Genomic DNA, 15,550 nt, shown 5'->3' on the forward strand with positions numbered 1-15,550 from the left:
CCATTTTTATGAAAATACTCGATAGGTACATACTTAAGACCTACTTAAAAACTTTTTTGAGCGTGTTTGTTATACTCATGCTCATTTTTGTTTTACAGGCTGTTTGGCTATATATTTCTGAATTGGCCGGAAAGGATTTGGATATTGAGACGATCCTTAAATTCTTATTATATGTTACCCCTACCCTTATTCCCTTAATTTTACCGCTTACCATACTATTGGTTTCGATTATGGTATTTGGCACTTTTGCGGAAAATTATGAGTTCGCTGCCATGAAATCCACTGGAATTTCATTACAACGAGCCATGAGAGGATTGAGTATCTTTATCGTACTTCTGTCTGTAACCACCTTTTTGTTCTCTAATAATGTCATTCCTTGGGCGGAATATAACGCCTACAATTTAAGAAAGAACATCGCAAAGCTTAAACCTCAAATGGCCATTGCACCCGGACAATTTAATGAAGTTGGCAATTTTAATATTAAAGTCGATAAAAAAACAGGTGATCGCGGCCAGTTTCTTTCAAAAGTGATCCTACACCAACGTCACGATAACCGACCGGGAAACCATACCGTGATTGTGGCTGATTCTGGGGAATTAAAAAGCAGTGCCAACTCAAATATTCTTCAACTCATTTTATTCAACGGCAACTATTACGAAGAGGTTTACAGTAAGAAACCATCGGAAATCCAGAAAAAACCAGGTGTAAACAGCTACTTTGACACCTACACGATGAACGTGGATCTTGAAGCGTTAAACGATGTGGATATGGATGACAAAAGCTATACCAACAGGTATAACATGCTTGATGTTGGAGGCCTCAATTATACCATTGACAGCCTTTATCAAAACAAATCCAATGACTATAAGAATCTAGCAGAAACTTTATATGGAAGAACATCCATCAGTAATTTAGATAAAAATTTAAAACCAGAAACCGATAGTATTTTTGAAGGCGATATCATGGATCTTTTTGATAACAAGAGTAAATTGCAAATCACTAATTTGGCCTTGAACACCATTAACAGTACGACGCAAATTATAACTACCAAAGATCAATTTATGGGCGTTTCAGATAAATTACTGAATAAACATATCATTGCACTACATGAAAAATATGTTTTGGGTTTTGCTTGTTTCATTCTCTTTTTTGTAGGAGCTCCATTGGGTGCCCTCATTCGGAAAGGTGGTATCGGCTTGCCTTTGGTAGTCGCTATACTTTTGTTTCTAACTTATCATTTTATCGGAATATTTGCAAAAAATAGCGCCGAAGACGGTACTTTAAACCCAATCTTAGCGACCTGGCTCTCTACATTAATAATGTTGCCACTTGGCGTATATCTTACCAGTCGTGCTACCAATGACAAAGGACTTTTTGATTTTGACAGTTATCTCAATCCACTCAAAAAATTCCTAAATCTCCGTCCTAAAAATTCGGTAATGATTGATGGTGAATTAGTTCAGTATAGTTTTTTAGATGACTATAATAATGAGAAACTAATTGAGATCATCAAAAACCATGAAGAACTTGATTTTGATAAAAGCATCAAACCATTCGCCTTAGATCAATTATTAAAACGTAACCAAAGCATTGAAGTTCTTCAAAAACAAGGCGTTGAAATCGATAACGCTTATATTCTTTCAAGAAAAGAAGCAAAAGATGTTGTAGATTATTCTAAGTTTGCTGTTCTATTCTACGCCATTGGTATAGTTTTACTGATTATGCATTTCGTTTTAAAGAACAATAAACTTCCCGAAGTTGCTTCTGCAGTCATAGATTTAAGCATCATTTCTTTGCTCATTTATCTGGTTTATTATGTTGTAACCTGGATAAAGGCCACTGTATTTTACAAAGATGTTGGAACAAAATCAAAAGGCTTGGAGATTTTTTTAATGATATTAGCCTTTCCTTTTTATGGAGTTTCCCACTTTCTACTTAAGAACAAAATCAAGGAAGACTTGGATAAAAGTTGCATCCTAAATGTAAAATAAGCCATATCTTTGCATATAATTTCAAAAAAATGACCACAACAAGTACATACATGCCAACCATAACCCTGAATACCATTGAGGAAGCCATTAAGGATATCAAAAATGGAAAAGTCATTATTGTTGTTGACGATGCCGATCGAGAAAATGAAGGTGATTTTGTAGCTGCTGCAGAAATGGTAACTCCAGAAATGATTAATTTTATGGCGACTCATGGGCGTGGATTAATTTGTACGCCTTTAACTGAAAAACGTTGTAAAGAATTGGAATTAAACCCAATGGTCCATAATAATACGGATCCCATGGAAACTGCCTTTACCGTTTCGGTGGATTTGCGTGGCAACGGCGTGACCACTGGGATTTCTGCAAGTGATCGAGCAAAAACCGTAAAAGCTTTGATAGATCCTGACACCAAGCCTTTTGAATTGGGACGTCCTGGCCATATTTTTCCTTTAGTTGCTAAACAAGGTGGTGTATTAAGACGTACCGGACATACGGAAGCAGCGATTGATTTTGCACGTTTAGCAGGATTAAAGCCAGCCGGTGTGATTGTAGAAATCATGAATGATGACGGCACTATGGCACGATTGCCACAATTGATGAAGGTAGCCAAGAAATTTGATGTTAAGATTGTGTCAATTGAAGATTTAGTGGCTTACAGAATGCAGCACGATTCCTTAATTGAAAAGAAAGATGATTTTGAGATCTTAACGCGATTTGGAAAATTTAGATTGAGAGCTTATCAGCAAACGACAAACAATCAAGTGCATATTGCTTTGACTAAAGGCGCCTGGAAAACCAATGAGCCTGTTTTGACCAGAGTCAATTCTACCCTAGTTAATAATGATGTTTTAGGCACCTTGACCAACAATGCCGATAAGAAATTAGATGATATGTTTAAGTTGATCAACGATGACGGCAAAGGCGCCATTCTTTTCATCAACCAGCAACACCAATCGACTGATTTGCTCAATCGTTTAAAAACACTAAAACAAGAACAAAATCATACCACTGTCGTCAAAGCACCGAGTATTGTAATGGATAATAAGGATTTTGGAATAGGCGCACAAATCTTACATGATCTCAACATCCATAAATTACTGTTGATGTCCAATAGCGAACACACTAAACGTGTGGGCATCATTGGTTATGGTTTGGAAATTGTGGATCATGTGAGCTATTAGAGCTCAATAAGAATCAAAATTAAAAAATGACGTGATTTAATAAACCATCCAAGATTTTCAAGAATAATAAATGATTTACTTCTTTGATTTCTACAAAATATCAGTTTAAACCACTTTAAAATATCTTAAATTGCATGTTAAGATTTTGTTCCGGGGAGGCCTAGCCAATCTATTCTATTTGACCAATATTCTTTGTGTGGTGCTCATATCATTTTGATAGACTTTTAGCACATATAATCCTGATTTTAAATCATCTGTTCTAATGAGATTATCAATAACAGAGGATTTCACTTTTTTACCTAAGACATCATAAAGTTCCATTTTGTCAACTTTCAATACCGAAGACACATTAATGATATCAGTAGCAGGATTAGGGAATACCTTGAAATTTTCCATATTAAAAGTTGGAACGCTCAAAGTGAAAGGTTTGACAAGAGAATAGTCTCTTTCAATTTTGCTTTCAGGTTCCCAAACTTTGTCCGTCTCATCCCACTCTTCAATGATAATAATTGTGGCATTTCCATTGGTATCAAATGTAGTTAATGACCTATCTTCATTTATCCATTCAGAACCCCGTCTTTCTTGATATAGCACTTCCGTTGCCAGTCCATTGTTGTACGTAATTAAGGTTCTCGCATCCAATTTCCAAGCGCCATTTTCATACTCCTCATTAATGGCCTCAGTTATCATATCCACAGTATAGGTGTAGGTGATGCGTTCATCAAACTCCCATTTGTTTAGATCAGAGTCCCACTCCCTGATAATGGTTTGGATCATTTTTCCCGAGGAGTCATAAGCAATTTCTGTCACTTCATCATTAATCCATGCCTTTGCACCAGCGTTCCATTCTTGTTCAGTCTCCTTAATAAGGTTGATTCCTGAATATTCATACAATTTTCTAGAAGAATCCGTCCAAGTGTTAGCGCCACTATTCCAATTTTGTTTGGTTTCATTTGTAAGATTCGAATCTGAATAGGCATATAAAATTCTAGTACTATTTATATAAGCTGTGGTATTTGGATTATAGCTTTGAGTAGTTTCTGATTTTATTTGGGAGCTTTCATAGGTGTAATTTGTCTTTGCCATGCTTTGCCAATCCATAAGAGTAGGGATCCAAATTTCTGAAACCATCTCTATTATAAGATTATTGGCGTTGTACGCTTTAGTTTGCCTAAATTGATTTTCTGAGCTAGGCATAACTATGCTAAGCAATTCGGTCTCTTTGTCTCCTTCATTATCAAACTTAGATTTTTGGGTCAATTCTTGTTCCCATTCGCTATTCTCCCAAGAATAAAAGCGTTGTTCATCAACCTTATATTGAGGATATGCCGAAAAGCTCATAAGAATACAAAAAATAAATATTGGAAAAAGTAGCTGTTGTTTCATGTTTTACGATTTTTAAAATTGTTTATATAGATATTGAAGTCAAAATAGATATAGCATCTAAAATTGAATCACTTGTTAACCCATTAAAACATAAGGAGAAGTTACTTGAGGTCTTTGCTGGTATAATAAAAACTAGTACCACCTAAGTAAATTTAAATTCGTTAAGCACAACAAGAAGAGAGGCAGTGTTAAATGAAAAATAAATAATCATGTTTTTTTACTATCTCAAACATGATTAACTCGCTTAGCCTTACTAATTTACATTTTTTTAAAGACATGCGCAAATAATATTCAACCGAGATGCTACCAGCTTCATATTCGATTAAAATTAGGTGTTTGAGAATTTACTATCATATTTTTAAATTATCATTCAAAAAGGGATTTAGAAAAACCGCTCTAAATCCCTTTTTTATTTGACAAATTGTAATACGACCACACTATCACTGTCCTTTTAATGTCTAATCCGTAATCGGCCAATACTTTTATAATATGATGCGTGTTGTTAAGTTTGAAACATCAATGGATTTACTGGTCGCAAGTTTCCTTCAGTAATTTAGCCATCTCCCCATGACAATTGAAATCGCAAATAATTTAATGCTTTCTCATTTCCAGCTATTTCACGAAGCAGAGCTTCAATCGGTCAATATTAAACCACGGATTTCCATTCCATAGAATATTTGATTTCTAAAATGAGCCATGATTATATTGATTTTTCTAATAAAACACCCTTAAGATGATATGTTCATATGCTGCCATAACCATTAGAGCAACAGCATCCAAACCTATTGACAGATCATTTTCAATGCTAACGTACCAATTTCAATGCTAAAGAAATTGCCTGGACCATAGCTTCTGCACGTGATTTCACCTCTTCTTCTGTCCAGGACAATTTGATCAAACAAGAAATGTTCCGTCCAATAAAATGATCAGATTGCTCAAAGGTTTTTGTTTGAAGATATTTAATACCTGATTTTATCTCTTCTGAAATTGGGTATAAAGATTTGAGATTCTTTAAATGATCCCACTTTCGGATATAATGCCAATTATTATCATAGTAATGAAAACAACCGTCCACACCCGCTTCTTTTAAGTTTTTGGAAGCTTTACGTGCAATTTCCAAGTCTGGAAGGAAAAAGTTTAAAAAAGCATAACTTTCTACGCCACCCTCCGGAACGGTTCTAAAGGTTATGTCGGGAATTTCAGATAAGGCTTCTCTCAATATTGTAAAGTTTTTTTTCTGAATAGCCAAAAAATCAGGTAAACGCCTTACCTGTGCCAACCCCACCGCAGCATGAAGTTCCGAAATGCGAAAATTATAGCCCATAAATGCATGGGCCTCGGCACCTCTATCATTGCCAAAGTGATCGTGCCCATGATCAGAATAATTATCGGCCTTAATATAATAATCTTTATTATCAGTTATGACCGCACCACCTTCACCACAGGTTATCGTTTTTACAAAATCGAATGAAAAACAACCTAAATCTCCAATACTTCCTAGAGGTTTCCCTTTATAAGTACCTCCAATTGCTTGGCATGCATCTTCGATCAAGATGAGCTTATGTTCGTCGCAAATTCTTTGTAGCGCATCCATATCACCCATACTACCGCACATTTGTACGACCATAATGGCCTTTGTTTTGGAGGTGATTGCTTTTTCTACCGTTTTTGGATCTAAAGTTAAGGTGTCGTCAATATCAACCATAATTGGAATTGCCCCCAGCATCAAAATCGATTCAAAACTCGCTACAAATGTAAAGGATGGCATGATGACCTCATCTCCTGCACCAATTCCTGCAGCAGCCAAGGCTGCTGTAACCGCAGCGGTACCACTTGATAATAATTGGACATGTTTGCTTTGGAAAGCTGATTGCAACTCGGTTTCCAACTCCTTTGCCTTCCAATGCCCGTTACGCATTCCGTCAAATCCATAACGCATCAAAACACCATTGTCTAAAACATCATTGACTTCTTTACGTTCCGCACTTCCAAATAATTCAAATCCTGGCATAACTATCTATTCATTTATAAATTTAGAACTCAAAATTACAATATATATGTTCAATCAAAAAGTGAATGATCTGAATTAATAATCTCAATTTAAACATAAAAATCAATCGGAAACATTAAGATTTTGTATATTTAAATTGTAAAATTCATTCTTGCCATGAAAAAATCGTTTGTGTTATTCGTTTTATTTTCTTCTTTACTCATTAGCAATTGTGGTCCTAGCAAAAGTGTCATAAAGGTTGACCCTTATATTGGTTCCTGGAACTTGCTGATAGAAGATACACCACAAGGCAATGTATCAGCGACGATGACAATTACAAAAAATACCGAAGGTACATATTCTGGCAGTGTGAATTCTGATGTGGGGGCATTTGACCTTTATGAAATAAAAATTATGGACGGTAAACTATCAGCGGGTTTTATGATTCAGGGCGCTGAGTTTGATATTATCGGTAATTTTGAAGATCTTCATTTCAAAGGATATGTCTCAGGAATGGGCGAAGATTATCAGACGAATGGAAATAAAATGCTCGAATAAAAGCATCACTTCAATTCTATTTCAATGATTGTTTTACATTTCGACAATACTATGTTTTAACTCCTTCCTTACTTTTTTAAAGCTTGAAAACATATCATCTTCTGCCCTATATCCCACAGGTAACAACAAAATTGATTTGAGATGCCTCTCATTCAGCTTCAAAATAGCATCAAATTGTGCGCGATCAAATCCCTCCATAGGACAGGAATCTATACGCTCCACCGCGCAAACGGTCATCAAATTACCGAGAGCAATATATGCCTGATTTATGGACCATTCCTGCTGTTCTTCCAAACTCTTATTTTGCATAATCGATTTTAGATTATTTCTGAAAGGTTCAAGAATGGTTTCTGGAGTTTGTCTTAAATGGCTGACATTATCAAATAAATCGTCCACATCATCTTCCTTGATTGTGTTTTTGACACAGAGCACCAATAGATGTGATGCATCTACAATCTGACTTTGGTTATAAGCAGCTCCCAATAATTCATTTCTCAAGGTGTCGTTTTTAATAATAAGCATAGAAATGGTTTGCAAACCAAAAGACGTTGCAGTCAAATTAAAAGCCTGCTTAAGTATATCTAGTTTTTCTTGGGCAAGAATCTTCTTCGGGTCAAATTTTTTAGTGGCATAGCGCCATTGTAAACTCTCTATGATGCTCATTAGTATTGATTTCTGATTGCTGCAAAAATAAGGGATGCGCACGGCAATGTTAAACGATTTCCATAAATTAATTCAATGGTCCATATTATTTTTTAAAAAGTTGAGATTTTACTTGAAAGAATAAAAAAAGGGTTCTATATTTGCACCCGCATTCAGGACATAACCTGATGAGACCAAAACTGGAGAAATGGCAGAGCGGTCGAATGCGGCAGTCTTGAAAACTGTTGAGGGTCATACCTCCGGGGGTTCGAATCCCTCTTTCTCCGCTGAAAAGCCCCGAAACACTAGTGTTTACGGGGCTTTGTTTTTCTGGGTGTTGAATTAGGTGTTGTTTGTAGAAATTTTATTTCTTTTCTATCACATCAATAATCTTTTATTACCCAAACATAGATTGAATTTCTCATTACAATTTTACAAACTGAAAGTAAGGGTCCATTAATTGGTATTCCTGAACTTCATTCATGTTATTATTCAACTTAAATGATGCTAAGTAAATTTTCTCAGTTATTTCAGAGTTTGGAATAAGTTTTTTATCCCATTGATAAATACCTTGTTTAGGTCGATTGAAAAATCCAGCTTCCAAAAACATTGGAACTACACTATAAATTCCATTTTCGGTTGCACGATTTCCGCCATAAACATTAGAGATTGATTTCTTAACCGTATTAGCATTAATAATTTCTTGAACTGCAAAATATTTTCCAAAAATCTGTAGAACATCATAAGAAAACGGGAAGGCTGAATTTAAAAGAGCGATTAAGATTATATCTCTATCCTGTTTTTTCTTGATTGCTAATTTTAAGGTCGTCTTATTTTCGTTTACTAAAGACAATAATGGATTTTTTGGGATAATTCTATTCACTATTCTAAGTGCTTTTTTTAAACGGTTTTCACCATTATATTCTAATCGTAATTGTTCCATAATGTAATCATTGGAATAATTATCGTTCAAGAATGCTTCTAAAGCAGCATAAAGAGTTTCCAATGGAATCCTCTGATTAATATCTATTGATTTATTATTCATTTGTAATTTCTATAAATGGTATCACTACTTCAAGGAAGTGAGCTCCACCATGAGTTACTAAATCATCTCTTCTCGAAAAGCTCAAATCATCTTTGAAATAGATCGCTTGTTCTTCCTGAACAACAGAATCAATTAGCTCCGGATTGTTATCTAAAAACTCATCTTTCAATCTTTTTTCAGAGTATTCAAGGTGACGTTCGCTTCTACTTCCTGATTTATTCGTTCCTAATTTTTCTTTTCCATTCAAACCACGCCATCCTTTAGCTTGAATATTTCCATGATCGCTTGTAATAATAACTCTAAAACCTTGTGAGAGTAATTCTTGAATAATTGTTTGAATTCTGCTACGTTCAAACCAATTTTCAGTCAGTTTAAGCAGATCTATATAATCCTTGGAACTGTGCATATAATCGTCTAAATCTTTATAAACAAGACCTAATCTTTTGACTCCATCAATACCGGTGAGATTAACCGTATCATGCTTATAGTCTATTTCGAAGTCGTTGAAGTTTTTGGATTTCCAGTATTTCTTCCAAAGTCTTGATTCATTAGTAGGATTTTGCTTATAAGAATTCAATGGACTAGAACCCCTGAAAATTGACTGACGAGATAGTTGTGTAATCGAGGGAATCCAAGAAAAGGTAATTGCTTCCTTTTTATTGTCGAGTAATCTATCTGCAATCAAGGAGTACTGCCAAAAACTTAAACCATCTACTACAATAAGAGCAACAGGCTCTTCCTTGAAATTGAAATCTATATAATCTAAAATTTTAGATACAATTTGTGGTTTCTTTATTGAGTTTGAATTTTTAATCTGCGCATAGTTTTCCTTAATATACTCCTGAAATTTATCATTGGCTTGTTTAATTTTTTCAAGAATCAAGTCAAACTGATCTGAACCGATAGTGCGTGAAATAGCATTGCCAAAAAGTGTGGCTATTTCATACCAATCAATGGTTTCGTCACTTAAATTTTCATTAACACTATTAGTAAAACTTTCAATATTAAAGTTTTGATTTTCAGGATTCGATAAAGAAGAAATTTTTGCAATTTCTTTTAACGTTTCGCTTTTTGAAAGCGAAAACAATTGTTTCGTAACGAACAACTTATCAAGGATTAGTAATGACAAATCCTTTATTGATGGTATGTGATATTCAGAAAGATATTGGCTTAAAAAAAACTCGGAATGAATGGCAACTGCCTCAATGTCCTCTAGATATTGTCTGTTTTGCTTATTAATAAGAAATAACGTTTTACTATTATTTCTTAACTCAAATGCTACTCTTTGAGAAAGACTGTTCCCAATCGATACATTGATGTTATTTCGACCTAATTGCTCTATTACATCTGCTCGAAATAAAAACCCATCATTATTTTCGATAATGAGAACTGGAGCATCATAACCTGAGAGGACTTTGATAATATGTTTTATTAGGCTATTCTCCATCTAATCTGAATGTTAAAAGTTGTTTAGTGCCTGGAATCAATCTTTGATTCTCTTCAAAATCGGATAGCCATTTAGTGTGCTCATTTTCAAGTCTTTTTAGTTTTGACTTGCGGATATTTTCAATTCCTATTTTATTAATTCTTGATCCAAAAACCCAATATTTTTTACCCTATATTTATCGATTAGATAACAAACTTCCAAAAGATCATAAATACACCTATGTCAAAACCCAAACTAACCCTAGACTGGCATAAGATCAACTTATAAATTTATAAATAAAAAGAAAAACAGAGCAAAAATAATTATTGTGGGAAGTTTTTTAGCGTCAATATTAGGCTCTGTAATTTCAGATGTTATATCTAACTCCATAAATACAGATTCTGAAACAGAAAAATTGAAAACTCAATTTCTAGAACTTCAAATTAAAAAAATCAAACAAGATTTTGAAAAAGATAGCCTAGAAGCTCAACAAACAAATTTAGAAATCGATGAAGAGTTTGTTGTTACCCAAGAATTAATTGATTCAATAGCAATGTATATTTCTGAAATCAATAAAGTGAAACTTTCTAAATCCAAATTTTATTCATTATTATCAAAAGAAGATAAAGTTGAAAAAGTATCTACTCAAGAACTTAATGAAAATTTTGAACCAAAATCAACTGAAAAGATTGTACCACGATCTGATTTTAAACTATTTATTGTTAAAGAAACAGTTGTAGAACCTGAATACAAAGAGAATATAACTTTGGAAATCGTTTCACCAGTTCTTAAGAGGAATCGTATGAGTTGGAAAGCTATTTACATTAATCAAAATATCACTTTTAAACTAAAAGATGATGATTTTAAAAATTTAATACTAAATAAAAATTTGAGTTTTTCTAATGGTACAAAATTAGTTTGCGACATTGAAACTAAACAAAAAATGAATGATGATGGACAAATTAAAGAATCAGGCAGAAGCGTTTATAATGTCTCCAAAATAATTTACACTAACGGCGATGTAGTAGACTTAAAATAAGCACTTTTGCTAATCTAGTGAGGGTCTCTCCTAAACACAAAAGAAAAGCCCTCTCCAATCGCACAGAAAAACTTTGTAGACGATGGTTAAAACAATTGAATTTAGTTATTTTTTAACAACGGTCAATAACTGATACCCTGTCATTCTATCCAACCTTAACCTTGAAAGGGTATCCATAATTTCCCCACGCTCTTCTCCTCCACTCAACCCCAAAAACCCAATATTTTTACCCTATATTTATCCTTTGGATTAAACCAACTCCCAAAACACACTAAACACACCTATGTCCATTAACAAACTAACCCTAGACACCCTAGAATCATGGCTATGGGATTCAGCCAATATATTACGAGGCAGCATTGACTCCTCAGATTTTAAAAACTACATTTTCGGATTGCTTTTCTTGAAACGCTCCAACGATGTGTTTGAAGAAGAAGTTGAAAATATTATGAAACGTGATGGCGTATCCAGAACCGAGGCTGAAGATGACACCTACTTCCAACTCCCACCAGAATCACGTTGGGAAACCATAAAGAAACACACTGAAAACATTGGTATTGCCTTAGATAAAGCCTTTGCCGCCATTGAGCGTGAAAACACAAGTTTAGAAGGTGTAATGACCGCTACCAAATTTGGAGACAAGGAAAAACTGTCTGACGAATTACTGCAACGCCTATTACGCCATTTCAACCAACATTCCTTACGTAATGATCATTTGGAATCTAACGATTTGTTGGGCGATGCTTATGAATACTTGATCAAACAATTTGCAGATGATGCTGGTAAAAAAGAAGGTGAATTCTACACACCTCGTGGCGTTGTACAATTGATCGTGCAATTAATCAAACCAGAACCAAAACAAAAAGTTTATGATCCCACCTGTGGTTCAGGTGGAATGCTGATTGAGTCTGCGCGATATATAGCCGAACAGCCCAACGGCAAAGTGAGTAACAACATCAACGTATCGCTCTACGGACAAGAAAAAAACTTAGGCACCTGGGCGATTGGTAAACTGAATATGTTGCTCCATAACTTTATGGATGCCGATATTAGAAAAGGCGATACGCTCATCAACCCACAGCATAAAAATGAAAACAGTGAGTTGACGCTCTTTGACCGCGTTATTGCCAATCCCCCATTTTCTATGGATGGTTGGTGGACACCTGCTGAAAACTCCATGAGGTAAAGCTGGATAAAGATGGCAAAGAAAAGAAAGTAACGCCTAATTATAATAAGCAAGTAAGCGACGCTTACGGACGTTTTCAATACGGTATCCCACCACGAGGTTATGCCGATTTAGCTTTTTTACAACACATGATTGCCGTATTAAAACAAGATGGAAAAGCAGGCGTTGTTTTGCCTCACGGCACTTTGTTTAGAAGTGGCACCGAAGGCAAAATACGTCAAGCCTTATTAGAAGCCGATTTAGTGGAAGGTATTGTGGGTTTACCAAGTGCCTTGTTTTACAATACAGGCATTCCTGCATCAATTTGGATTATCAATAAAAACAAAACCGAAGCCCAAAAAGGAAAGGTCACCATCATTGAGTACCTATTGAAAGAATAAGACTTACTTTGAGTTGGTTTTTCTTCTATTTTAGAAATGATGTTTTTCCATATCACTTCTTTACTTACTTTAATATTCTCTGCATTATAATCTGAGAGAATTGTTTTTCCATCCTGATAAGAGTCGAGAAATGTCTCTAATAATTCTAATTCATCAGAAGAACATTTATTATCTAAATATTTATTAAATAGTTTTTTTGCTTGTTTTGAGTTCATTGAAATCTACATTAAAACAATTGGTTTATTAATATGTACCCAAAAGACAGCTCCGGTACACTTCATTTTTTAAATATTTTCAAAATATTTGACGCAAAAAACCTAGACACCTTATAATCAGATTTTTAAAAAAAAAAGAAAACTTAGAAATGATAAACAAAAAAAATCTGAAATATGAAGAGAAGCTCTTCCTTATGAAGATTTGCTCGAATAGCGATTAGAGCTTTTGATATTTGGTTTTTTACTGCTTGAATTGAGACATTCCAAGCTTCTGCAATTTCTTTGTTTGATTTATGTTCGTATCGACTTAATTCGAAAATCTCTTTACATCGTGGTGGCAATTTACTTACAACATTAAGAATAGCTGATTCCAGCTCGTCATATTCCAGTTTCTTAGCAGCATTAATAGAAACGTCGACTATGTTGAGACGGGTTAAATCCTCATTGGAAAATTTTTGACTTCTAAAATACTTGAACACTTGAAATTTAACTGCTCTAAAAAGATAAGCTTCGAGATTCTTAATGGAGGTGATTTTTCTTTTTGTCCAAAAATCAACAAAAATGTTTTGCATTAAGTCCTCACAAACATCTTTATTATTCAAAATATTCAAAGCATATAGCAGCATTTTGCTAGCGTGTCTTTTATAGATTTCCTCAAAAGCCATTATATTATCATCTGCAATTTGGCTCAATAGTTCGGAATCACTAAATGACTTCAACATGTTACTTATAGGGATAAGGATAAGGCTTAAATGTATAAAAAATAATCAACTTCACACTATTTGGAAGCTAAAATGCCCAATTGGACATTACCCATATAAAAGAAATAAAAGTGCTCAGTAAAATATTGAAATTAAATCAAGTCTATATCTATTTGATTAATTTGCTTTTAAATTTATATAATAAAACATCTAACTCAATATTTTTGCGAGGTTCGTAATTCGGTGGGCAAATATATTAAAATAATTACAACTATTTAATTATCAAAACGTTAAAACAATATAAATAGTCCCTCTTTATAGGCCTTGTATGAAAAAAGGGCACGGGGTTTCAAATTGCATCTCCTTTATAATTGAATATAGTGTTTAAATTATGATGTGCCCTATTTTTACTGCACAACACAACCTTATCTCAAACCCGATTTTATGGAAAAGCTAACACACCCCAGGTTAAACCCCTTCTTAATCTTCTGTTGCAAAAGAAAAAGCCGAAGATAATTCGACGACTTTTTTCAGTTAGCATTGCCTCAACAGCATATTTACAAACTCCTATCAAGAATAGCTTTGGGTACTATTTTTTTTGGAGTTTAACCATCAACACCTCATGAATTCCCAAGTTGGCCTTTAAGTTTCTGGAGGTATCCTCTAAATTGGTATGGCTGGATAGATCTCGGATGTTATAAATACTGTTGTGTAAATCCATTCTCTTGCCATTTACGTCATCTCCAATATCATGTTTCATCCAATCAAAATCCAAATTGACGAGCTTGTCATTCATATTTACAAACGTCATTGCCCACGCGTCATTTTCTAAAGGCTTGATCCAAATTTCGACATTGTTTTCATTTGAAAACCGGAAGCCCTGAATGCCTAATTTGTCTTGATTGACACTAATGACTTCTTGGTTGGTCAGGGTTTTTATAGTTTCTGGGGAAGCGGTTCTCAGATCATTTCCCATGATGAGAGGGGAGACCAACATGCTCCACATGGCAAAATGGCTTCTGTCTTCTGCATCGGTCATTCCATTGCCCACTTCCATCATATCGAGGTCATTCCAATGGTCCGGACCGGCTGCGCTACGAATGTTTTTTCGCATATTTATGATGTTCCACACGCCAAACGATGACCAGGAGCCATGGCCTACTTCACAGTCCCAACAGTTGATGATGTCTCCCGAAACGCGCCAGAGATGGCCCACATCTTTTGCCCATTTCCATGGTTCATTGTCTCCCCATTCGCAAATACTGAACACCATAGGCCTTCCTGCCTTTTTTAAAGCATCGCGCATGGTAATATAAGCGCCTTCAGCATTTAGTTTTTCTGTGTTGCACCAATCGTATTTTAAATAATCCACCTCCCAAGAGGCATAACTCCGGGCGTCTTGATACTCATAGCCTCTGCTTCCAGGATAACCAGCGCAAGTTTTTGAGCCTGCACAATTGTACAAACCAAATTTTAATCCTTTGGCATGGATATAGTCTGCTAAGGCTTTCATCCCACCGGGGAATTTTATGGGATCTGCAATAAGGTTTCCGTTGGCGTCACGTTCTTTTGCCATCCACCCATCGTCCAACACGATATAATCATAGCCCGCATCCTTTAAACCTAGGTCTATAAATTTGTCGGCAATATTTTTCACCAAGGTTTCATTAATATCTGTGCCAAAGGTGTTCCAACTATTCCAGCCCATTGGCGGTGTTTCCGCTAAGCCTTCAAACTTTTGTGAGTGGCCAAGGGTGGTTAATAGAAGGAAACAGAGAAGTGATAGTTTTTTCATTATGGGTTAAGTTTT

13 protein-coding genes and 1 tRNA gene are annotated in these 15,550 nt (G+C 34.9%); 7 read left to right on the forward strand and 7 right to left on the reverse strand.

What is annotated here, in order from left to right:
* Nucleotides 1–8: 8 nt before the first annotated feature.
* Both G525_RS20205 and ribB read left to right on the forward strand, forming a co-directional pair.
* Nucleotides 9–1,991 (forward strand): LptF/LptG family permease, encoded by a 1,983-nt coding sequence (locus tag G525_RS20205; protein WP_084647701.1) that lies wholly within the window; start codon nt 9–11, stop codon nt 1,989–1,991.
* Between the two features lie 29 nt (nt 1,992–2,020).
* Nucleotides 2,021–3,172: a 3,4-dihydroxy-2-butanone-4-phosphate synthase gene (ribB, locus tag G525_RS0104295; protein WP_027125059.1), complete on the forward strand. Its 1,152-nt coding sequence runs from the start codon at nt 2,021–2,023 to the stop codon at nt 3,170–3,172.
* A gap of 174 nt (nt 3,173–3,346) precedes the next feature.
* On the opposite strand, the gene G525_RS0104300 is transcribed toward ribB, so the two are convergent.
* On the reverse strand, nt 3,347–4,558 hold the full coding sequence (locus G525_RS0104300) for a T9SS type A sorting domain-containing protein (protein WP_084647702.1): 1,212 nt from the start codon (nt 4,556–4,558) through the stop codon (nt 3,347–3,349).
* An 805-nt stretch (nt 4,559–5,363) separates the two neighbouring features.
* Nucleotides 5,364–6,569: a DegT/DnrJ/EryC1/StrS family aminotransferase gene (locus tag G525_RS0104305; RefSeq protein WP_027125061.1), complete on the reverse strand. Its 1,206-nt coding sequence runs from the start codon at nt 6,567–6,569 to the stop codon at nt 5,364–5,366.
* 156 nt (nt 6,570–6,725) lie between these two features.
* On the opposite strand from G525_RS0104305, the gene G525_RS0104310 reads away from it, so the two are divergent.
* Entirely contained in the window at nt 6,726–7,106 is a 381-nt protein-coding gene (locus tag G525_RS0104310) for a hypothetical protein (protein ID WP_027125062.1), read from the forward strand.
* Nucleotides 7,107–7,139: 33 nt separating this feature from the next.
* Here G525_RS0104310 and G525_RS0104315 read toward each other — a convergent pair whose 3' ends face one another.
* Nucleotides 7,140–7,769 carry an NAD(P)H-dependent oxidoreductase gene (locus G525_RS0104315; RefSeq protein ID WP_027125063.1) on the reverse strand — a complete coding sequence of 210 codons (630 nt, stop codon included), beginning with the start codon at nt 7,767–7,769 and terminating at the stop codon, nt 7,140–7,142.
* 181 nt (nt 7,770–7,950) lie between these two features.
* On the opposite strand from G525_RS0104315, the gene G525_RS0104320 reads away from it, so the two are divergent.
* Nucleotides 7,951–8,035 (forward strand) — tRNA-Ser (locus tag G525_RS0104320).
* A 137-nt stretch (nt 8,036–8,172) separates the two neighbouring features.
* On the opposite strand, the gene G525_RS0104325 is transcribed toward G525_RS0104320, so the two are convergent.
* Both G525_RS0104325 and G525_RS0104330 read right to left on the reverse strand, forming a co-directional pair.
* On the reverse strand, nt 8,173–8,793 hold the full coding sequence (locus tag G525_RS0104325) for a hypothetical protein (protein ID WP_027125064.1): 621 nt from the start codon (nt 8,791–8,793) through the stop codon (nt 8,173–8,175).
* Nucleotides 8,786–10,240: a PglZ domain-containing protein gene (locus tag G525_RS0104330; protein WP_027125065.1), complete on the reverse strand. Its 1,455-nt coding sequence runs from the start codon at nt 10,238–10,240 to the stop codon at nt 8,786–8,788. Before G525_RS0104330 ends, G525_RS0104325 begins: the two co-directional genes overlap by 8 nt.
* 307 nt (nt 10,241–10,547) lie before the next feature.
* Between G525_RS0104330 and G525_RS20210 the strand changes: the two genes are divergently transcribed.
* The 3 genes from G525_RS20210 (at nt 10,548) to G525_RS22765 (ending at nt 12,824) form a co-directional block, all read left to right on the forward strand.
* A complete protein-coding gene (locus G525_RS20210; protein WP_051209782.1) occupies nt 10,548–11,258 on the forward strand; it encodes a hypothetical protein in 711 nt (236 codons plus the stop codon).
* 283 nt (nt 11,259–11,541) lie between these two features.
* Nucleotides 11,542–12,444: a class I SAM-dependent DNA methyltransferase gene (locus G525_RS20215; protein ID WP_211222905.1), complete on the forward strand. Its 903-nt coding sequence runs from the start codon at nt 11,542–11,544 to the stop codon at nt 12,442–12,444.
* Between the two features lie 86 nt (nt 12,445–12,530).
* Nucleotides 12,531–12,824 carry an N-6 DNA methylase gene (locus G525_RS22765; protein ID WP_281170384.1) on the forward strand — a complete coding sequence of 98 codons (294 nt, stop codon included), beginning with the start codon at nt 12,531–12,533 and terminating at the stop codon, nt 12,822–12,824.
* A 358-nt stretch (nt 12,825–13,182) separates the two neighbouring features.
* Here the strand turns inward: G525_RS22765 and G525_RS20220 are convergent, their stop codons facing one another.
* Both G525_RS20220 and G525_RS0104350 read right to left on the reverse strand, forming a co-directional pair.
* A complete protein-coding gene (locus tag G525_RS20220) occupies nt 13,183–13,704 on the reverse strand; it encodes an RNA polymerase sigma-70 factor (protein ID WP_169514425.1) in 522 nt (173 codons plus the stop codon).
* A 625-nt stretch (nt 13,705–14,329) separates the two neighbouring features.
* A complete protein-coding gene (locus G525_RS0104350; RefSeq protein WP_027125066.1) occupies nt 14,330–15,535 on the reverse strand; it encodes a glycoside hydrolase family 27 protein in 1,206 nt (401 codons plus the stop codon).
* Between the last annotated feature and the right edge of the window lie 15 nt (nt 15,536–15,550).

It is taken from the genome of Gelidibacter mesophilus DSM 14095 (assembly GCF_000423005.1).
Lineage (GTDB): Bacteria > Bacteroidota > Bacteroidia > Flavobacteriales > Flavobacteriaceae > Gelidibacter > Gelidibacter mesophilus.

Coding starts and splice junctions, on each gene's coding strand:
- G525_RS20215 (WP_211222905.1), top strand. CDS start 11,542: ATGTCCATTAACAAACTAACCCTAGACACCCTAGAATCATGGCTATGG.
- G525_RS20205 (WP_084647701.1), top strand. CDS start 9: ATGAAAATACTCGATAGGTACATACTTAAGACCTACTTAAAAACTTTT.
- G525_RS0104325 (WP_027125064.1), bottom strand. CDS start 8,793: ATGAATAATAAATCAATAGATATTAATCAGAGGATTCCATTGGAAACT.
- G525_RS0104300 (WP_084647702.1), bottom strand. CDS start 4,558: ATGAAACAACAGCTACTTTTTCCAATATTTATTTTTTGTATTCTTATG.
- G525_RS0104305 (WP_027125061.1), bottom strand. CDS start 6,569: ATGCCAGGATTTGAATTATTTGGAAGTGCGGAACGTAAAGAAGTCAAT.
- G525_RS0104315 (WP_027125063.1), bottom strand. CDS start 7,769: ATGAGCATCATAGAGAGTTTACAATGGCGCTATGCCACTAAAAAATTT.
- G525_RS20220 (WP_169514425.1), bottom strand. CDS start 13,704: ATGGCTTTTGAGGAAATCTATAAAAGACACGCTAGCAAAATGCTGCTA.
- G525_RS0104330 (WP_027125065.1), bottom strand. CDS start 10,240: ATGGAGAATAGCCTAATAAAACATATTATCAAAGTCCTCTCAGGTTAT.
- G525_RS0104350 (WP_027125066.1), bottom strand. CDS start 15,535: ATGAAAAAACTATCACTTCTCTGTTTCCTTCTATTAACCACCCTTGGC.
- G525_RS0104310 (WP_027125062.1), top strand. CDS start 6,726: ATGAAAAAATCGTTTGTGTTATTCGTTTTATTTTCTTCTTTACTCATT.
- ribB (WP_027125059.1), top strand. CDS start 2,021: ATGACCACAACAAGTACATACATGCCAACCATAACCCTGAATACCATT.